Annotated in this window: 17 protein-coding genes; 6 read left to right on the top strand and 11 right to left on the bottom strand. The window is 68.9% G+C overall.

Going from position 1 to position 18,704, the window contains the following annotated elements; genetic code table 11:
* Positions 1-8: 8 nt before the first annotated feature.
* Positions 9-860, bottom strand: coding sequence for a tRNA (adenine-N1)-methyltransferase (locus tag KLK06_RS16505; RefSeq protein ID WP_214636355.1), 852 nt, complete (start codon positions 858-860; stop codon positions 9-11).
* A gap of 91 nt (positions 861-951) precedes the next feature.
* Here KLK06_RS16505 and KLK06_RS16500 point away from each other — a divergent pair, with 91 nt between their 5' ends.
* Entirely contained in the window at positions 952-2,007 is a 1,056-nt protein-coding gene (locus KLK06_RS16500) for a GNAT family N-acetyltransferase (RefSeq protein WP_308168285.1), read from the top strand.
* Between the two features lie 132 nt (positions 2,008-2,139).
* Positions 2,140-2,637, top strand: coding sequence for a hypothetical protein (locus KLK06_RS16495; protein WP_214636353.1), 498 nt, complete (start codon positions 2,140-2,142; stop codon positions 2,635-2,637).
* Positions 2,638-2,967: 330 nt separating this feature from the next.
* On the opposite strand, the gene KLK06_RS16490 is transcribed toward KLK06_RS16495, so the two are convergent.
* Positions 2,968-3,669, bottom strand: coding sequence for a FadR/GntR family transcriptional regulator (locus KLK06_RS16490; RefSeq protein ID WP_214636352.1), 702 nt, complete (start codon positions 3,667-3,669; stop codon positions 2,968-2,970).
* 119 nt (positions 3,670-3,788) lie between these two features.
* Between KLK06_RS16490 and KLK06_RS16485 the strand changes: the two genes are divergently transcribed.
* Positions 3,789-4,298, top strand: a complete 510-nt coding sequence (locus KLK06_RS16485) for a gluconokinase (protein ID WP_214636351.1) — start codon at positions 3,789-3,791, stop codon at positions 4,296-4,298.
* Between the two features lie 634 nt (positions 4,299-4,932).
* Here the strand turns inward: KLK06_RS16485 and KLK06_RS16480 are convergent.
* The gene (locus tag KLK06_RS16480) at positions 4,933-6,411 is read right to left on the bottom strand and encodes an FHA domain-containing protein (RefSeq protein WP_214636350.1); all 1,479 of its coding nucleotides are present in this window, start codon (positions 6,409-6,411) and stop codon (positions 4,933-4,935) included.
* Between the two features lie 341 nt (positions 6,412-6,752).
* Positions 6,753-7,847: a site-2 protease family protein gene (locus KLK06_RS16475; protein ID WP_214636349.1), complete on the bottom strand. Its 1,095-nt coding sequence runs from the start codon at positions 7,845-7,847 to the stop codon at positions 6,753-6,755.
* Between the two features lie 156 nt (positions 7,848-8,003).
* On the opposite strand from KLK06_RS16475, the gene KLK06_RS16470 reads away from it, so the two are divergent.
* The 3 genes from KLK06_RS16470 (at position 8,004) to KLK06_RS16460 (ending at position 10,781) form a co-directional block, all read left to right on the top strand.
* The gene (locus KLK06_RS16470) at positions 8,004-8,864 is read left to right on the top strand and encodes a RecB family exonuclease (RefSeq protein ID WP_214636348.1); all 861 of its coding nucleotides are present in this window, start codon (positions 8,004-8,006) and stop codon (positions 8,862-8,864) included.
* Positions 8,865-8,925: 61 nt separating this feature from the next.
* Positions 8,926-10,101: a sensor histidine kinase gene (locus KLK06_RS16465; RefSeq protein ID WP_308168284.1), complete on the top strand. Its 1,176-nt coding sequence runs from the start codon at positions 8,926-8,928 to the stop codon at positions 10,099-10,101.
* Entirely contained in the window at positions 10,098-10,781 is a 684-nt protein-coding gene (locus KLK06_RS16460; RefSeq protein ID WP_214636347.1) for a response regulator transcription factor, read from the top strand. Before KLK06_RS16465 ends, KLK06_RS16460 begins: the two co-directional genes overlap by 4 nt.
* 40 nt (positions 10,782-10,821) lie before the next feature.
* Here the strand turns inward: KLK06_RS16460 and KLK06_RS16455 are convergent, their stop codons facing one another.
* The 7 genes from KLK06_RS16455 to KLK06_RS16425 all read right to left on the bottom strand — a co-directional run bounded on the left by KLK06_RS16455 (position 10,822) and on the right by KLK06_RS16425 (position 18,630).
* Complete coding sequence (locus KLK06_RS16455) at positions 10,822-11,847, bottom strand: ABC transporter ATP-binding protein (RefSeq protein WP_214636346.1); 1,026 nt, start codon at positions 11,845-11,847, stop codon at positions 10,822-10,824.
* Entirely contained in the window at positions 11,844-12,878 is a 1,035-nt protein-coding gene (locus KLK06_RS16450; protein WP_214636345.1) for an ABC transporter ATP-binding protein, read from the bottom strand. Before KLK06_RS16450 ends, KLK06_RS16455 begins: the two co-directional genes overlap by 4 nt.
* Positions 12,875-13,888 (bottom strand): ABC transporter permease, encoded by a 1,014-nt coding sequence (locus tag KLK06_RS16445; protein WP_214636344.1) that lies wholly within the window; start codon positions 13,886-13,888, stop codon positions 12,875-12,877. The genes KLK06_RS16450 and KLK06_RS16445 overlap by 4 nt, the downstream gene beginning before the upstream one ends.
* A 93-nt stretch (positions 13,889-13,981) precedes the next feature.
* Positions 13,982-15,748, bottom strand: coding sequence for an ABC transporter substrate-binding protein (locus tag KLK06_RS16440; protein ID WP_214636343.1), 1,767 nt, complete (start codon positions 15,746-15,748; stop codon positions 13,982-13,984).
* A 56-nt stretch (positions 15,749-15,804) separates the two neighbouring features.
* A complete protein-coding gene (locus KLK06_RS16435) occupies positions 15,805-16,803 on the bottom strand; it encodes an ABC transporter permease (protein WP_214636342.1) in 999 nt (332 codons plus the stop codon).
* A gap of 251 nt (positions 16,804-17,054) precedes the next feature.
* A complete protein-coding gene (locus KLK06_RS16430) occupies positions 17,055-17,558 on the bottom strand; it encodes a cellulose synthase (RefSeq protein ID WP_214636341.1) in 504 nt (167 codons plus the stop codon).
* A gap of 430 nt (positions 17,559-17,988) precedes the next feature.
* On the bottom strand, positions 17,989-18,630 hold the full coding sequence (locus KLK06_RS16425; protein WP_214636340.1) for an HAD family phosphatase: 642 nt from the start codon (positions 18,628-18,630) through the stop codon (positions 17,989-17,991).
* Positions 18,631-18,704: the final 74 nt, after the last annotated feature.

The following is an 18,704-nucleotide window of genomic DNA, read 5'->3' as shown; positions in this document are numbered from 1 at the left end:
CCAAATTGTCATAGTTCCTCGGTGGTCCCCTTCGGTCGTCGACGGCGTGGCGGCGGCGCCACGCCGTCCGCCATGCGGCGGGCGCTGACGAGGAACCCGGTGTGGCCGATCATCCGATGATCCGGTCTTACGGCGAGCCCTTCGACATGCCAGTCGCGAACCAGGGTCTCCCACGCATGGGGCTCCGTGAAACTCCCGTGATCCCGAATCGCCTCCACAGTCTTGGACATCTGGGTGGTCGTGGCCACGTAACAGCAGATGACGCCCCCCGGTGTGAGGGCCTTGGCGGCGGCGTCCACGCACTCCCACGGGGCGAGCATGTCGAGGATGACACGGTCGACGTCCACCTCGTCGATCGAGGCGACCAGGTCGCCGACGACGAGCCGCCAGGTGTCGTCCATGGAGCCGCCGTAGAACTTCTCCACGTTCTTGCGCGCGACGTCGGCGAACTCCTCGCGCCGCTCGTAGGAGGTGACGTGGCCCTCAGGGCCGACGGCGCGCAGCAGGAAACAGGTCAGCGCGCCGGAGCCGACGCCGGCCTCGATCACCCGGGCGCCGGGGAAGATGTCGGCCATGCCGACGATCTGCGCGGCGTCCTTGGGGTAGATCACGGCGGCGCCACGCGGCATGGCCAGAGTGTAGTCCTGGAGCAGATGGCGGAACGCGAGGTATTGGGTCCCGCCGGAGGAGCGCACCACGGAGCCTTCGGGCTGCCCGATCAACTCGCTGTGGGGGATGGCGCCCTTGTGCGTGTGGAAGACGCCGTCCTCTTTGAGCGTGATCGTGTGGCGCTTGTTCTTGGGGTCGGTGAGCTGCACCTGATCCCCCGCCTGAAACGGCCCATGCCTGCGGAAACCCATGGCCGCAAGGTTATAGGGCTTTCGAGCACGCCTCGACGCGCGATATCTATGAGGGATGTTTCCGCGTGAAGTGATCTCTACTGGTTCCCTGGTGTTGCGCCGTCCCTCCAATGCCGACGCCGAGGCGATCGTCCGCGCGTGTGACGACCCGGTGACGGCCCGGTTCCTGTACGTGCTGCCGTCGCCGTACACGTTGCAGGACGCGCGTGACTACCTGCGGGCGGCGGAGGCGAAGTGGGCGAACGGCGGCGCCGAGTTCACGATCACCGAGAACGGCCACTACGTCGGCGCCATCGGCGTCCGGCCGCCCGATGCCTGGGGCGTGGCCGAGATCGGCTACCTGGCCGCGCCGTGGGCCCGCGGCAAGGGCGTGGTGACCAAGGCGACGCGGGCGGTGACCGAGTGGCTGTTCGACCACGGTGTCGAGCGTGTGGAGCTGCACGCCGCGGTGGAGAACCTCGCCAGCCTGCGGGTCGCCTTCAAGGCCGGTTTCCAGGAGGAGGGGCGCAGGCGTGATGCCAAGGTCGGGCGTGACGGGCGCCGCACCGACATCATCACGCTCGCCAGGATCCCGCGCGACCCCGGCCTGGCGGCCGAGCCGTACCTGCCGTTCTTCGACGGCGGCGAGCTGAGCGACGGGGTGGTACGGCTGGCGCCGATGGAGGTGGCCGACGCCCCCGACTACCACCGGATGATGCGGGAGCCGAGCGTGGCCGCCTACGGGGTCGGGCCGAGCACCACGTTGGAGGACAACGAGCGGCGCTGCCGCTACACCGGCTACTGGTGGCTGTCGGGGCAGCGGATCGAGCTGGCGATCAAGGACGCCGTGTCCGGGGAGTTCGCCGGGCACCTGCAACTGGTGCATGTGCAGCCGGTGATCGGGCAGGGCATGATCGGCTACTCGCTGCAGCCGGAGTTCCGGGGCAGGGGGTTCATGACGCGGGCCGTGCGGCTGCTGGTGGACTGGGCGTTCGCCAACACCCCGCTGCACCGGATCGTGGCCGGGACCGTGGTGGACAACAAGGCTTCGCAGCGGGTGCTGGAGCGGGCCGGGTTCGTCCGGGAGTCGGCGCATCGGGAGGTGTTCCCCAGGGAGGACGGAACCCGGGCGGACGAGCTGGAGTGGCTCCGCCTGCGTCCCCGGTGACAGAAAATTCCGATTTCCAGTTGGGGGCTGGTCAAGTGACACGCTGACGGCGAGACTCGGGGTCACCGCCCCTGAGATACGCGTGATCGGGCCGCGCGATCTCATTCTCCCCCTCCGCCGAGGGATACAGCGATGCCTTACAACCGTGTCGACGTCGCCATGCGTGAACTCATCGCCTCGTTCTCCTGTCTGGACTCCGCGGGACTGATCGACAGGCTGAGCCGGACCGCCGCCGCGGTCACCGGAACGGCTTACGCGGGATTCGTCCAGGTGGACCCGCTACGGGAGGTCGCCCACGCCGTCAACGTGCACGCGCCACCGGTCGACCCGCTGCGGGTGCGCCCGTGGCTGGAGGAGTCCGGGGTGCTCAAGACGCTCGTCTCGGCGTCCGGCCCGGTGCTGATCGTGCCGGATCCGTCGATGGGCGAGCCGGGTTTCCTGGCCATGCCGCTGCCGCTCGCCACGAGGGACCACGCGTTCCTGTGGGTGGCGGGGCGGCGGTTCGGGGACCCGGACGAGCACCTGCTGAGCCGCTTCGCCACCGCCGCGGGCCGGGCCCTGGAGGCCGCCAACGGGCTGGAGGCCGCGGTACGCCTGTTACGCGGCGTACAGGCTTTCCCTCGCGTTTGATACGGGCCTGATCCCGCGAATACGGATGACCTTACGATATTTCCTTAAAAATGGACAAAAGGGCGCTGGAGCGTGCTTTCGTACGCCCGAGGCAGGCTCTCGGATCCTCGCTGTCCGCGCTGCTCAGCGCCACCCCGGCGATCAGCATTCGCCAGAACCAGGGCACCGCGCCCAGCCGGGCTAATAACGACCGGACTGGCATGGAACGGGCCTATACGGACCGCCTAGTTCGTACATGAACCACCACCAACGGCAACTTCGGCAATGGGCGATACCTGTGGCATCAATAGCGCACCGCCTGCCCAATTCGGCATCAGGAGAATCGGCGCGTCAGCCGCCGGGGCCGAGCATGGCGCGCGTCGCCTCCTCGACGATGTCGCGCATCGCGCGTCGTGCCTCCGCTGCGTCACCGGACTGGATCGCCTGGGCGACCTCCGCGTGCCGGCGGATCGCCGCCGGCTCCGGGAAGGCCGGCATCAGGCGGTGGTGCGTACGGCCCGCCAGCACCTCCGCCACCACCGTGGAGAGGCCGCCGAACATGTCGTTGCCCGAGGCCTCGAGCAGCGTGCGGTGGAACAGGATGTCGGCGGCCAGGTAGGACTCCAGGTCGCCGGCCCTGCCGTGGACGGCCATCCGCATGACCGCCTCGGTCAACCGGCCGCACTGCTCGGGAGTGGCGTGGGCGGCGGCGAGGGCGGCCGCGACGGGTTCGACGCCGAGGCGGAGCTCGCCGAGGGAGCGGAGCAGCGATTCGCGTTCGCCGTTGTCGAGCCGCCAGCGGATGACGCGCGGGTCGAACAGGTTCCAGGAGGCGCGGGGCGACACCGTGACGCCGACGCGCCGGCGGCTGCTGACCAGGCCCATGGACGCAAGGACTCGTACGGCCTCGCGCACGACCGTGCGTGACACCCCGAACCGGGCCTCCAACTGCTCGATCCTGAGCACCTGCCCGGTGGCGTACTCGCCCGCGACCACGAGGGCGCCCAGCTTGTCGAGCACGGCGCCATGCAGGCTCTCGTCCGCGACTCCCACGGGGCCATCCTCACACGGATCGGCATCAAAAGTATGATTTATCAGCCGCTTCCGCTTGATTGATATGACGTTACCTGTCTAGTCTGGCGCGCAGCCGAGCTCGAGAGGTTGCCCCCGTTATGGACGACGCACGCCGCCCGCCGCTCATCGTCGTGATGGGGGTGACGGGATCCGGCAAGTCCACGGTCGGGGCCGCGCTCGCCGAACGCCTCGGGGTGCCGTTCGCCGACGCCGACGACTTCCACAGCCCGGCGAACGTCGCCAAGATGTCCGCCGGAACACCCCTCGACGACACCGACCGGCTGCCGTGGCTGCGCTCGGTGGGCGCCTGGCTCGCCGAGCACGCCGCCACCGGGGCCGTGACGGGCTGCTCCGCGCTGAAGCGCCGCTACCGCGACCTGCTGCGGGAAGCCGCTCCTGAGGTGAGCTTCCTGCACCTCGACGGCGACGTCGACATGATCAGGAAACGGGTGGCCGGCCGGTCCGGGCACTTCATGCCCGAGTCGCTGGTGACCTCCCAGTTCGCGGCCCTCGAACCGCTCGGCCCCGACGAACGCGGCATCGCGCTCAACCTGTCCCTCCCGGTCGACGACCTCGTGACCACCTACCTCACCCGCACAACATCCTGACCGCGCCCCCGACACGCTCCCTCCCGGCCATGAGCGGGACGCCCCCGAAAGTAAGCAGGCCCGAGCGGCCCTCGGCGGCGCGGCCCCAGACAAGTGCGGTCTCGTGCCGCCAGGATGCCCCCGCAGCACGAGACCCCTCACCTGGCCATGAGCGGGGCGCCTCCCGGGAACAAGCAGGCCCGCGCGCCCCTCAGCGGCGCGACCCCCAGGCAAGCACGGGACCGCGCCACCAGGATGCCCCGCAGCACGAGACCGCCACCCGGCCATGAGCGGGGCGCCTCCCGGAAGTAAGCGGCCCGCGCGGCCCTCAGCGGTGCGACGCCCAGGCAAGTGCGGGACCGTGCCACCGCGTCGTGCGCAGGACGCCCCTGCAGCGCGGGGTCGCCACCCGGCCGTGAACGAGACCGCCGTGCCGGCATGAGCAGGATCGGAGGCTGTCCCCTGAAGGCCTCAGCCCTGGTCGGCGGGTGGCCGAGCGCGGGTGCCCAGCGAGCTAGTAACCAGGGAGGCGGGCGGCCCGGGGCGGGTGCCCGATGCCCGGCGTACGAGCAGAGACATCGCCCGCCCCGCACAGCGGCCACTCACGAAAGAACGCCCGCACCCCCAGAGGAGAGCGGGCGTTCCGGACGAGGGCTCACCCCCGGTGGGCCTCGAAACGCATGGTGCGGGAGACGCCGACGCGGACGGTGGTGCCCGGGACGATGGTGACGGGCTCGTTGGGCGGGATGTCGTAGAAGTTCGGGTCGCCGGGCGGCTGGATCTGGGTGCCGTTGACCGAGCCGAGATCCACCAGGTTGACGTCCCAGCCGTCGAGCGCCACCCGCAGGTGCCTGCGGGACACCGAGCCGTCCGGGCTGGTCACCTTGGCGGGCCTGGCCGTGCCGCCCGCCACCTCCGGCGCGCGCTCGGGGTCGCGTCCCAGGAGGTAGTCGCTCTCCAGTGGCAGCGCGGTGCCGTCGTCGAGGATGAGGACGCCGAGCGGGGGCCGTGGTCCCTTGTACGGTACGAGCGTGCGCTGGACGAGCGCGATGCCGCAGACCGCGCAGTAGGGCACGCGAGGGTCGTTGAAGTGGTCGTTCTTACAGTCGACCCCATAGACAAGCTGCCGGTCGCCGTGCTCCTCCTGGGCGGGCGGAGGCGGCGGCGGCTGTTCGAACAACTCGCGGGGCTGCTCGAAGTGCTCGCGTGGTGGCTCGAAGTGCTCGCGGGGCTGGTCGAACTGCTCGCGGGGCTGGTCGAACTGCTCACGCGGCTGGTCGTAGGAGTCGCGTGGCTGGTCGTAGGGGGAGGAGGGCTGCTCGTACTGCTCGGGCATCGTGCCGTTGCCCGAGAGCACCGGCGCGGGCTCGTCGTAGGTCGGAAACCCGCTCGGCTGCTCGACCGGAGCCGGTGGGTCGGGGACCGCCGACAGGAACGGCGGCTGCTCCAGCACGGGCTGCGGCTGAGGCCCGGACGGAGGCTGGGGGCTGAACGAAGGGGACGGCTGCGGTCCCGAGGGTGTGGCGGGCTGGTCGTTGCCCGACAGTGGGTAGGGCGCCATCTGCACCGGAGGCGGCACCACCAGCTCGGGCTCGAAGTGCAGGGCGGTGTTGGGCAGCTCGCTGGTCAGCGGCCTGGACTGCGCCGGGGCCCGCTCGGGGACGTCGCCGAAGTCGCCCACCAGCCCGCCGCCGTGCACCACGCCGCCGTCGAACTGGACCGCGGGGTGCGGCTCGCCACCGCCGGGCAGGCGTAGCGCGACGCGTTGGACCGGCCCGTTGATGAGCCGGTCGGCCCAGGTCAGCGAGTCGCTGCCGGCCAGCCGGGTCTCGCCGGACGCGGTGGTGACCGTGGCCGACGCGGAGCCGCTGACCAGGACGGCCACGCCGCCGCCGACCGGTCCCGCGACCGCGCAGTTGGCGGGGTCGCCGGTCATGTTGGCCGCGAGCACCTGGGCGGCGCGCCTGGCCAGCGCACGGCCGTCGCCCCCGGCGTCGGCCGTCTCGCGCAGTGCCTTGAGCAGTTGGTCGGCCGCGGCCTCGGCCGCGTCGCACACCAGCAACAGCCCGCCCAGATAGGCGACCAGCCCATCTCCGGGAAGCGGACGCACCGCCCCGAAGCCCTGGCCCGTCATGACTCCTCCTTCTTCATGACGACCGCGCTGCGCTCATCGGTGCCCTCGCTGCGCTCGGTCACTCAACTCTCCTCCCCGGAAGCCGGCGGTGTCACGACATCCGCACTGCCGTGACGGCCACCAGCCATACGCATACCCCATACGGCGAGGCGGTGTCGCGGCCGCCCCGTCTCGATTCGGTGAACCGGTGGACCGCAACAAACCTCTCAAGTGTGCAAGTTGGCCAAACAGAACACTATCGGCCAGTCGTCGCATCCTCGAACCGCCAGGTGCGATCCGGAATCGCCTGATCACTGGACACGACACTAGCCGGGGGCTGCCGCATATACGAGTGGGACAAATCAGACGCCGCTGAAGACACGGTTGACGTCGGCCGTGGCGAGCACGCCGTAGATCTCGCCGCCGCGCTCCACGAGCAGGTATTCGCCGGCGGGGGCCTCGCGCATGGCGTCGATGAGCGCCTCCCCCGTCAGGTCGGCGGCCAGCACCATGGACGGCTCCAGGGACTTGGCCATGGAGCCGGCGTTCACCCAGGGGCGGCGGTGCTCGGGGGTGGCCTGAACGGACGCCTCGTGCACGATCGCGACCGGCCGGCCCTCGTGGTCGACGACGACGAGGGCGCCGGCCCGCTTCTCGGCGGCCTGGCGCAGCGCCTCCGACAGCGGGGTTTCAGCGGCGACCGGGATCGCCCTGCGGGCCAGGGTGCGCGCGTTGACCTGCGGGATCCTGGCGCGGATGCGGGCCACGCGCAGCGACTGGGTGGCGCCGAGCCAGATGAACGAGGCCAGCACCAGCGGCCAGAGCAGGTCGCGCGGGTCGACCTCCTGCCCGCTCATCATCGACATGGCGAACGGCGACACGACCAGCAGCACGGCCAGCACCCTGCCGCCCCAGGCGGCGGCGATGGTGCCGGAGCCGGCGTTGCTGGTCAGCTTCCAGACTCCGGCGCGCAGCATCCGGCCTCCGTCGAGCGGCAGCCCGGGCAGCAGGTTGAACACGCCGACGATGAGGTTGGCCACCCAGAGCTGCCAGATCAGCACCTCGCCGATGCCGCCGCCGTTGACCAGGTAGACGTCGGCGGCCAGGCCGATCCCGGCCAGGCCGAGCGAGAGGGCGGGGCCGGCGGCCGCGACCATGAACTCCTTGCCGGGGGTCGGCGGCTCCTTCTCGATCTCCGACACGCCGCCGAGCAGGTAGAGGGTGATCCGGCGGACCGGCAGGCCGTACGACTTGGCCAGCACGCTGTGGGCCAGCTCGTGCAGCAGGACCGAGACGTAGAGGAGGACGGCGAAGACGAACGCGACGGCGTAGGCGGCGGTGGCGTCGAGCTCGGGCAGCATGCCGCGCACCCGGTCACCGAACATCCAGGTGATGAAGGCCGCGACGATGAACCACGTCCACGACACGTAGACCGGGATGCCGAACGGCTTTCCCATCCGAAGACCGGAAAATTCCTGCTGCGGGCTCTGCTCGCTCACCGCGCTCCTTGCCGTCCAATACGTGCTGTCGCTGCCTTGATGCTACGCGCCGGACAGGGTGATCCCCGCTTCGCGGGCCCTATTCTGTCGGGCGCTTGACCTAGAGTGCGGTGCATGACGTTGACCGAACCGGTGATCATCGGAGCCCTCTCCCCTTCCCGTGCGGGCGACTTCATGACCTGTCCCCTGCTCTACCGCTTCCGCGTGATCGACCAGTTGCCGGAGAAGCCCTCACCGGCCGCCGTGCGCGGCACGGTGATCCACGCGGTCCTGGAGCGACTGTACGACCTGCCCGCGCCGCGCCGGTCGGTGGAGGCGGCGCTGGAGCTGCTGGCGCCTCAGTGGGAGCGGCTGCTGGCCGACGACCCCCTCTACGCGGAGATGTTCGCCGACGACGCCGAGCAGGCGACGTGGCTGTCTCAGGCGCGGGCGATGCTGGAGCGTTATTTCACGCTGGAGGACCCGACGCGGCTGGAGCCCGCCGAGCGGGAGCTCTATGTGGAGGCGGTCCTCGACGGCGGCCTCATGCTGCGCGGCTACGTCGACCGGCTCGACGTGGCGCCGACCGGCGAGGTGCGGGTCGTCGACTACAAGACCGGCAGCGCGCCGGGCCCCGACTTCGAGGCCAAGGCGCTGTTCCAGATGAAGTTCTACGCGCTGGTGCTGTGGCGGCTGCGTGGCACGGTGCCCAGGCTGCTGCAGCTGGTCTACCTGGGCGGCGGCGGCGAGGTGCTGCGTTACGCGCCCGACGAGGCCGACCTGCTGGCCACCGAGCGCAAGGTGCGGGCGCTGTGGACGGCGATCGAGCGGTCGCTGGAGTCGGGTGAGTGGCGGGCGCGGCGCAGCCGCCTGTGCGACTGGTGCGACTATCAGGCGCTCTGCCCGGAGTTCGGCGGCACGCCGCCGCCGGTGCCCGACCGGCAGCCAGGCGACACGGTCAGGAGCAGCCGGCGGGCGGCCACGGACGAGCTGTAGGAGACCGGCTCTCCTCCCCTGGGAGGAGGTTCCGGGCTTTCACCTGGGCCTACAGTGAAGCGTGCGCATCGACCGGGCCATGATCCACGACACAGTGCTCGCCGTGGTGCTGACCGCGGCCTCGGTCGGACTCTTCCGCTATTCCGACTCGGCCTGGCTGGAGCCGGGCGGGCTGCCGATCGACGGGATGCGGGGCGCCGACCCGTTCGGCGCCGTGCTGGTGGCGCTGGCGTGCGCGCCGGTCGCGGTGCGCAGGCGCTGGCCGCTGGCGGGTCTGTGTGCCGGGCTGGTGCCCGAGACGCTGCTGACCTCGCTCGGCTACGGCTCCGGCGCGGCGGGGGTGGCGGCGCTGGTGCTGCTCTACTCGGTGGCGTCCTACCGCGGGCTGGCCATGGCGCTGTGCGCGCTGCTGATGTCGTTCCTCGCCTACGCGCTGGCCGGGACGGTGACTCCGATCACGGGCCGCAACTGGAGCGAGCACCTGGTGGTGCTCATCGTGCTCCTGGCGGTCTGGGGGGCCGGGCGGAGCCTGCGGCTGCGCCGCGCCTACCTGGAGGAGCTGAAGGACCGTGCGGCCCGGCTGGAGCGCGCCTCGGCGGCCGACACGCGGGCCGCGCGGGCCGAGGAACGCTCGAGGATCGCCCGCGAGCTGCACGACGTCGTGGCCCATCACGTGAGCGTGATGACGGTGCAGGCGGCGGCCGCGCGCCGGGTGCTCGCCTCCGATCCCGATCTGGCCCGCGAGGCCCTGTCGGCGATCGAGCACACGGGCCGGATGGCGATGACCGAGATGCGCAACATTGTGGGCGTGCTGCGCACCGACGCCCGTGCCGAGCTGGGGCCGCAGCCGGGGATGCAGGACCTGCCCGCGCTGGTGGAGCAGATGCGGGAGGCGGGGCTGGCCACTCGGCTGTCGGTCGAGGGCGATGCCCGGCCGATCCCCGCCGGTGTTGATCTGGCCGCCTACCGGCTGGTTCAGGAAGGTCTGACGAACAGCCTGCGGCACGCGGGTCCGGGCGCCAAGGCCGTGGTGACCGTACGACATGATCCGCGTGAGCTGGACGTGCGGGTGGAGGACGACGGGCGGGGGGCGGCGGGCCTTTCCGGGCAGCCAGGGCACGGTTTGGTGGGCATTCGTGAGCGAGTTGCCCTCTATGGTGGAATCCTCAGCATCGGTCCGCGCCCGGGGGGCGGTTTCGAGGTGCGCGCGAGATTTCCGTTGAAGGACTCACCATGACGATCAGGGTGCTGCTGGTGGACGACCAGCCGCTGCTGCGCACCGGGTTCCGCCTGATACTCGAGGCCGAGCCCGACCTCACGGTGGTGGGGCAGGCCGGTGACGGCAAGGACGCGCAGGAGCAGACACGGGCGCTGCTGCCCGACGTGGTGCTGATGGACATCCGGATGCCCGGGGTCGACGGCATCGAGGCGACGCGCCGGATCGTGCGCGAGGCGGCGCCGACGGCGCACGTGCCGAAGGTGCTGGTGCTGACGACCTTCGACCTGGACGAGTACATCGTGGAGGCGCTGCGGGCCGGCGCGTCCGGGTTCCTGCTGAAGGACGTGCCGCCGGACGAGCTGGTGCAGGCGATCCGGGTGGTGGCGGCGGGCGACGCGATCGTGGCGCCGAGCGTGACCCGCCGGCTGCTGGACCGGTTCGCGAAACGGCTGCCGTCGGCGTACGAGCAGGCGACCCCGGCGCGGCTCGACCGGCTGACCGAGCGGGAGCTGGAGGTGCTGCGGCTGATCGCCAAGGGGATGTCCAACGCGGAGATCGCGAGGAAGCTGGTGGTCAGCGAGACGACCGTCAAGACCCACGTCGGCAATGTGCTCACCAAGCTGGGTCTGCGCGACCGCGTGCAGGCGGTCGTCCTCGCCTATGAGACCGGCCTCGCCACGCCGGGCGCCCTTTCCTGATCTTCACGGTCGGCGGCGGGAAGCCGCCGACCGGTACGCGTCAGGGTGTCGTGGCGGCCGTCTTCGTCGCCGCTTCGGGGGCGTTCTCCGGGAAGTGGCAGGCCACCTGGTGTCCGCTGGCGAGCTCCTCCAGTGGCGGCTCGACCGTCTTGCAGATGTCCTGGGCCTTCCAGCACCTGGTGTGGAAGCGGCAGGCCGGGGGCGGGTTGAGCGGGCTCGGCACGTCGCCCGTCAGCCTGATGCGGTCGCTCTTCGCGCGGGCCTTGGGGTCCGGGATCGGCACCGCCGACAGCAACGCGTTGGTGTAGGGGTGCATGGGGACTCTGTACAGGCTCTTGCGGTCGGCTATTTCCACGATCTTGCCGAGGTACATGACCGCGACCCTGTCGCTGATGTGGCGGACCACCGACAGGTCGTGGGCGATGACCACGTAGGTGAGGTCCAGCTCGTTCTGCAGGTCTTCCAGGAGGTTGACCACCTGGGCCTGGATCGAGACGTCGAGCGCGGAGACCGGCTCGTCGGCGATGATCAGCTTGGGCTTCAGCGCGAGCGTGCGGGCGATGCCGATGCGCTGGCGCTGGCCGCCCGAGAACTCGTGGGGGTAGCGGTTGTAGTGCTCCGGGTTCAGGCCGACCAGTTCGAGGATGTCCTGGACGGCCCTCTTGATCCCGTTCTCCGTCTGCACACCCTGGATACGGTATGGGGCGCCGACGATGGTGCCGACCGTGTGGCGGGGGTTGAGCGACGAGAAGGGATCCTGGAAGATCATCTGCATGTCGCGGCGGAGCGGCCGGAGCTTGCCCTGGCGCATGTGGGTGATGTCACGGCCCTCGAAGACGACCTTGCCCGCGGTCGGCTCCAGCAGCCTGGTCACCAGGCGGCCGGTGGTGGACTTGCCGCAGCCCGACTCCCCCACCAGGCCGAGCGTCTCACCCTTGAACACGTCGAAGCTGATCCCGTCGACCGCCTTGACGGCCCCGACCTGCCGCTTGAACAGGCCCTTGGTCACCGGGAAGTGCTTCTCCAGGCCCTGGACGGAAAGAAGCGGCTCGTTCGTGGTGGTCACTGCGTCTCCAGCACTGGCTTGACTTCGTTCTCCCACAGCGTCCGCCGCTGCGTCCTGCTCAGGTGACAGCGCACCAGGTGGCCCGGGTCGGTCGGAGCCAGGGCCGGCACCTCGGCCTTGGACTGGCCGTCGGTCAGGTCGGAGTAAGGGCAGCGGGGGTGGAAGGCGCAGCCCGACGGCACGTTGATCAGTGACGGCGGGGTGCCCTTGACGGGCAGCAGCCGTTCGGTGGGCTCCCGGTCGAGGCGGGGCATCGAGCCCAGCAGCCCCCAGGTGTAGGGGTGCTCGGGCCGGTAGAAGATGTCCTCGGCCGAGCCGTACTCGATGCACTTGCCCGCGTACATGACCAGGATGTCGTCGGACAGCTCGGCCACCACACCCAGGTCGTGGGTGATGATGATCAGCGCGGAGTTGAACTCGCGCTGCAGGTCACGCATCAGGTCGAGGATCTGCGCCTGCACGGTCACGTCGAGCGCGGTGGTCGGCTCGTCGGCGATGAGCAGCTCGGGGTCGCACGAGAGCGCCATCGCGATCATGGCGCGCTGACGCATGCCGCCCGAGAACTCGTGCGGGTAGGAGTCGACCCGGCTCTTGGGCTCGGGGATGCCGACCCGGCCCAGCATGTCGATGGCGTGCTTGCGGGCCACGCTCTTGGACACCTTGTGGTGGATGCGGTACGCCTCGATGATCTGGTCGCCCACCGTGTAGAAGGGGTGCATCGACGACAGCGGATCCTGGAAGATCATCGCCATCTTCCGGCCGCGCAGCCGGCGCACGTGCTCCTGCGAGGCGGTGACGAGGTCTTCGCCGTCGAGCCAGATCTCGCCGGAGACGTGCGCGTTCTTGCCGCGGTGCAGGCCGAGGATGCCGAGGCTGGTGACCGACTTGCCCGACCCGGACTCGCCGACGATGCCCAGCGTCTTGCCGCGTTCGAGGCTGAAGGACAGCCCGTCGACGGACTTGACCACGCCGTCATCGGTCGAGAAGTGGATCTTCAGGTCCTTGACGTCGAGAAAGGCGCTCTCGTTCACGTCAGCCTCACTCTCGGGTCAACCACCGCGTAGAGCAGGTCGACGATCAGATTGGCCACGATGATGAAGCTCGCCGCGGTCAGCGTGACGCCCATCACCTGGGGAAGGTCGTTGTTGTTGATGGCGTCGACCGCGTACTTGCCGATGCCGGGCAGCGAGAACGTGCTCTCGGTGAGCACGGCGCCGCCGAGCAGCAGGCCCAGGTCGAGGCCGAACATGGTCATCACGGGCGTGAGCGTGGCACGCAGGCCGTGTTTGACCACCACCATGCGTTCGGGCAGTCCTTTGGCCCGTGCCGTGCGGATGTAGTCCTCCGACATGGTCTCCAGCATGCCTGCTCTGGTGAGCCGGGCATAACCGGCGGCGTACAGGAAGGCCAGCGTCACCCAGGGCAGAATGAGGTTGTTCGCCCAGGTGAGCGGGTCTTCCGAGAACGGCACCCAGTCGGCGACGTCACCGACCAGGCCGAGCTGGTCACGGAAGATGGCCAGCGACACGATGCCGGTGAAGAAGATGGGCAGCGACACGCCCGCCAGGGCCACGCCCATCGAGAGGCGGTCGAAGAAGCTGCCGCGCCGCAGCGCCGACAGCACGCCCGTCGAGACACCGAACACCACCCACACCACCGCCGCGCCGAGCGCGAGCGACAGCGTGATCGGCAGCCGGTCGAGCAGGTCGGGCAGCACCGGGTTCTGGGTGACGTAGGAGTAGCCGAAGCACGGGGCGGGGCAGTGCTCGACGCCGGGACCGTAGTTGCGGTCCACGCCGAGGAAGATGCCCTTCACGAACCGCCCGTACTGCACGACCAGCGGGTCGTTGAAGCCCAGCCTGACGGCGGCCTCGTGGATCATCTGATCGTTGGCGGCCTTGCCCACATAGCGGGAAGCAAGGTCGTCAGCGGACATCCCGGCGAGCCGCGGGACGAGAAAGAAGATGGCGAACGTCGCGATGCTCACCACGAAGAGCAGCATGACGGCCGCTATCAACCGTCTGATGATGTATGTGGCCACTGATCTCGGCTATGGCGGCCGGGCCTTGTGGGCCCGGCCGCCGAAGCCTTCACCTGCTTTCGACGAACGTTCCGGAGGTTTTCCCGGACCGGGTTACTGGGTGCTGAGCGTCAGGAACTCGTACATCCCGAAGTTCTGGCTGACGAAGGCGTTCTTCAGCGTCGGCGGCCGGTAGAACAGGCCGTGCGCCCAGACGTAGGGCAGGATGAACGCGTCGTCGCTGACCTTCTTGTCGACCGAGGCCCAGATCGCGTTGCGCTTGGTGGCATCCTGCTCCGCCGCGGCCTGGTCGACCAGCTTGTCGATCTCCGGGTCCTTCACGCCGAGGTTGGTGTTGCCCGCGGCACGGATGACCCGGCTGTCGACGATCTGCTGGAAGAAGCCGAAGCCCTCGGGGTAGTCGGCGCCCCAGCCGTAGACCATGAGGCCCAGGCCGTTCTTCTTGGCGAAGTCGGGCTTGCCGGCGTACAGCTTGAAGTAGTCACCCTGCGGGTAACCCTTGACCTCCAGCTTGATGCCGACGCGGCCGAGCGACTGCTGCAGCGACTCGGCGGTCTGCTTCTCCGCCGCGCGCTCGACGCGGAAGGAGATGGTGGTGCTGAAGCCGTCGGGCTTGCCGCAGGCCGTCAGCTCTTCCTTCGCCTTGGTCACGTCGCCGCCGGGGTTGGCCTCGACGCCGTACAGGTCGTTCTTCTCGTAACCGGTCATCTTCGACGGCATGAGGCTGAGGGCGATCTCGCCGCCGGCGTCGGGACCGCCGTAGGCGCCCTGGATCGCGGAGCGGTCCGCCGCGTACATCACGGCCTTGCGGCAGTGGATGTTGTCCAGCGGCGGCACGTCCGCGTTGAGGTTGGTGAACCAGGTGCGGTCGAGCGGCGCGGAGTCGGCGTACTGCTTGACCTTGGGGTCGGTCAGCAGGGTCTTACGGGCGTTGGCCCCGACACCGGTGCTGTTGATCTTGATGTCGATCTTGCCCGAGAGCAGGCGCTGGTCGAGGTCGTCCTCGTTCTGACCGAGCAGCACCTCGACCGAGTCGTTGAGCTGCTTGCGGTTGGGGTCGGTCGCCGCGTCCCAGTTCGGGTTCTTGACCAGCTCGATGCGCTTGCCGAGCTCGTGGGCCTTGAACATGTACGGACCGGTCGAGACCGGGTGCTCCTTGTACTTGGTGCCCGTGTCCTTGGCCGCCGGCACCGGAGCCGTCGACGGGAGCATGGCGAAGTAGTCGAAGCCGCCGTAGGCCTTCTTCAGATGGAAGACGATGGTCTGGTCGTCGGGCGTTTCGACGCCCTTCCAGGAGTCGAGCTTGTCCTTCATCTTGTACGGGCCGGTGTAGTCACCGTTGTCGAGCCAGTCGTTGAAGTAGGTCGGGCCGCTGGGCAGGATCTCCTTGTCCAGCGAGCGGGCCACGGCGTACTTCACGTCCTTGGACGTCACCGGGGTGCCGTCCTCGAACTTCACCCCCGCGCGCAGCTTGTACGTCCAGGTCTTGCCGCCGTCGCTGGACTTGCCAAGGTCCTCGGCCAGGTCACCGACGAGCTTGAGGCCCTCCTCGCCCGGCACCGGCTTGAACATGGTCAGCGCGCGAGTGTAGAGCCGGGAGAAGTTCCACGAGTAGCCGTAGTACTGGTCGCCGGGGTCAACGGAGTCGAAGTCTCCCGGCATGCCCATGTGCAGCGTGCCACCCGTCTTGGTGGACGGGTTGACGACCTGCGTCACTCCAGCGTTGTACTGGCTGGCGGGGGCCTCGGCGGTGTCACCGCCGTTCTTCTTGGTAGAGCCGCCACCGCCACCACACGCGGAGACGACCAGGGCAAGAGCAGCGGTGATCGCGACCGCCGACGCCGTGGATCTTATCTTCATCGACCTGACACACCCCTTGTATCTAGGAGTACAGAAATTGCGGATAACTCACGAGGTCATCGAGCCTTGGGATCGAAGGCGTCCCTCAGGCCGTCACCGAGCAGGTTGAACGCCAGCACGGTGACGAAGATCGCGAGACCGGGGAAGAGCATGAAGTTGGGCGCCACGTCGTAGTTGTGGACCGCCTCAGCCAACATGCCTCCCCACGTCGGGGTCGGCGGCCGCACACCCACGCCGAGGAAGGACAACGCGGCCTCGAACAGGATGTTCGACGGGATGAGCAGCGTCGAATAGACCAGGATCGGGGCCAGCAGGTTCGGCAGGATCTCCTTGAACAAGATCACATGGTTGCGCGCGCCCAGGCTCCTGGAGGCGTCGACGAACTCCCGCTCACGCAGAGACAGCGTCTGACCTCGAATAATACGCCCTATGTAGGGCCAGTTGAAAAAGCCGATGATGAACACGAGCAGGCTGATCCTCAGCGTGTCACCGGACATCCCGAACGCCTTGTCGGGGATCACCCCGCCGAGCGCCAGCGCGAACACCAGCAGCGGGAAGGCGAGGAAGATGTCCATGAGCCGGCTGATGACCGTGTCGACCCAGCCGCCGAAGAAACCGGCGATCATGCCGAACACGGCGCCGAGCACCACGCAGAGCAGCGTCGCGAAGAACGCGATGAGCAGCGAGATGCGCGCGCCGTAGAGGACCCGGCTGAACAGGTCGCGGCCCGTGGTGGGCTCGACCCCGAACAGGAAGTCCTTGCTGATGCCGCCGAACGTGCCGAGCGGCGCCTGGATGGCCGGGTCGATCTTCTCCCGGTGCCATTCCGCCGGTGGGTGACCGAGCCACGACACCAGCAGCGGCGCGAAGATGGCGACAAGGATCAGCACGACGATGACGATCCCGCCGATCATCGCGATCTTGTCGCGCTTCAGCCGCATCCATGCGATCTGACCAAGGGAACGCCCTCGGATGACTGAGGAGTCCGCGCCCTCCAGAACGGTTTCCGGTCCGGCTTCTATCGCCGAGCCCGGAACATCGAGCGGTGCGGTCATGCCAATAGCCCCCTGGATTCCAGACGACGTCGTCCGTGTGGGCGCGGTCCCGATCAGGTTAGTGCGCCGCGCTGGTGAAGTCGCGAGTCGCGGCCTCAGGAGGCAGAATCTATGGCCTGAGCTGGTATGACCAGTCCCTCAGGGCCCGATGTGGCTTAACTGTGATTGACGCGAAACTCATTCGTATCGATCTTGCAGTGAATGTCTACAGGTAGTCCCGGTTAAGTCTCGGAACTGTGACACACCTCGGACTAGCTGATGCCCCTGCGCTTGAGAATATCCTCGATGTCGGAGAAGTCGTCGTCGTTGTTCTTCTTGGCCGCCGTAACGGCGGGCTTTCCTGCAGGCTGGCCCGCTGCCGGCCCGGCCTTCTGCCCCGTCACGGGACGTTGCTGGGACGCGGCCGGCGCCTCCGCGCCCTTGCCCGGCTTCTCGCCCCGCGCCAACCGCAGCTTCCGGCCGCGCATGAACCCGGACACCACGAACAGCACCACGGCCAGACCTGTCACCGCGACGCCCGACCAGACGACCGGATTGAAGATCAGGCTCGTGACGAAGCCCACCACGGTGGTGCCGATGGTCCACAGCGCCTGCAGCGCACCGGTCAGGTAGGCGGCCACGGGCAGCAGCGCCCAGGCGGCCACTCTCATGCCGGCCGCCGCGCCTCTGCGCCGGAAGGTCAGGAAGCTGAGCACCAATCCCGCGATGGTCACACCGGCGCACAGCGGCAACCACGCGATCTGATCGAAAGTCATTCCGCCGCCCCTCTGTTATTGACTACGCTCCCATCCTGACACGCCCACCCCGCCCCGCCCTCCTCCCCAAGTACCGCCCCCACCCCTAGGGGTGTCCTTAGAGGTCCTTAGAGGTCCTGCTTTCGTGTCGCTGGTTTCTCATGTGCGGCCAGGTGCATTTGTGCCGCTCAGGGTTCTGTTGTGCGTCAAGGTTCCCTTGTGCAGTGAGGTTCCCTTGTTCGTCAGGGTTCTCTTGTTCGTCAGGGTTCCCTTGTGCGGCCAGGTTCCCTTGTGCTGCTCAGGGCTTTTCTTTTTTGTACGGCAAGCACGGGGCACCCGCCACCCGCCGAACGGGGCTGAGGGCCTCCAGGAATACGGCCTCTGACCCCGCACGTGGCCGGGCGCCGTTACGTGCGATTGTTCTGTTTCGCCAGGTCGTCGGCCATGGCAGTCAGTGGATCAACGCGCGCAGCGTGGAGACCGTGACCTCGGTCAGCGAGGGGACCACCAGGCGGCCGGGGGCCGGGTCGATGGGCAGGAGGCTGGGGACCGCCACGACCGCGCAACCCGCTGCCGTGGCGGCGGCGACGCCGTTGGGCGAGTCCTCCAGGACGACGCAGCGCACCGGCTCGACGTCCAGCAGCACGGCGGCCGTCAGGTACGGCTCGGGGTCGGGCTTGGTGCGGGTGACGTCGTCGGCAGTCACGATGGCGTCGAACCGGTCACGGCCGACCGCCTTGAGGACCGCGTCGGCGATCTCCCTGAGCGACGAGGTCACCAGCGCGACCGGGATGCCTTCCTCGCGTACGGCGTCGAGCAGTTCGGAGGCGCCGGGCATCATCCGCACACCGTCCACCAGGCGGGCCACCATGCCGTCGATCATCCACTCGCGCAGGTCCTCCGGCGTGACGGACGAGCCCGAGACGGCGAGCATGTAGTCGACGGTGCGTTCCATGGAGCCGCCGACGAGGTGCACCTGGTGTTCGGGTGTCCACTCGGCGCCGAGGCGCGCCATCACCCCGGTCTCGACCTCCAGCCACACCTTCTCGCTGTCGACCAGCAACCCGTCCATGTCGAAGAAGACGGCTTCCATGCATTCCCCCGATCGGTTCGCGTACGGCACCGCGACGGCACCCCGTCAGGCCATTCTCACCGCCGACGAGAAGA

Source organism: Nonomuraea sp. NEAU-A123 (genome assembly GCF_018603905.1).
Classification (GTDB): Bacteria; Actinomycetota; Actinomycetes; order Streptosporangiales; family Streptosporangiaceae; genus Nonomuraea.
Note: the sequence above shows the minus strand (reverse complement) of the source record. Positions and strands in the feature narration are given on the sequence as shown.

Excerpts from the sequence above, each read along its gene's own strand:
- KLK06_RS16505 (WP_214636355.1), bottom strand. The coding sequence starts at position 860 with ATGGGTTTCCGCAGGCATGGGCCGTTTCAGGCGGGGGATCAGGTGCAG.
- KLK06_RS16495 (WP_214636353.1), top strand. The coding sequence starts at position 2,140 with ATGCCTTACAACCGTGTCGACGTCGCCATGCGTGAACTCATCGCCTCG.
- KLK06_RS16485 (WP_214636351.1), top strand. The coding sequence starts at position 3,789 with ATGGACGACGCACGCCGCCCGCCGCTCATCGTCGTGATGGGGGTGACG.
- KLK06_RS16480 (WP_214636350.1), bottom strand. The coding sequence starts at position 6,411 with ATGACGGGCCAGGGCTTCGGGGCGGTGCGTCCGCTTCCCGGAGATGGG.
- KLK06_RS16475 (WP_214636349.1), bottom strand. The coding sequence starts at position 7,847 with ATGGGAAAGCCGTTCGGCATCCCGGTCTACGTGTCGTGGACGTGGTTC.
- KLK06_RS16470 (WP_214636348.1), top strand. The coding sequence starts at position 8,004 with ATGACGTTGACCGAACCGGTGATCATCGGAGCCCTCTCCCCTTCCCGT.
- KLK06_RS16460 (WP_214636347.1), top strand. The coding sequence starts at position 10,098 with ATGACGATCAGGGTGCTGCTGGTGGACGACCAGCCGCTGCTGCGCACC.
- KLK06_RS16440 (WP_214636343.1), bottom strand. The coding sequence starts at position 15,748 with ATGAAGATAAGATCCACGGCGTCGGCGGTCGCGATCACCGCTGCTCTT.
- KLK06_RS16435 (WP_214636342.1), bottom strand. The coding sequence starts at position 16,803 with ATGACCGCACCGCTCGATGTTCCGGGCTCGGCGATAGAAGCCGGACCG.
- KLK06_RS16430 (WP_214636341.1), bottom strand. The coding sequence starts at position 17,558 with ATGACTTTCGATCAGATCGCGTGGTTGCCGCTGTGCGCCGGTGTGACC.
- KLK06_RS16425 (WP_214636340.1), bottom strand. The coding sequence starts at position 18,630 with ATGGAAGCCGTCTTCTTCGACATGGACGGGTTGCTGGTCGACAGCGAG.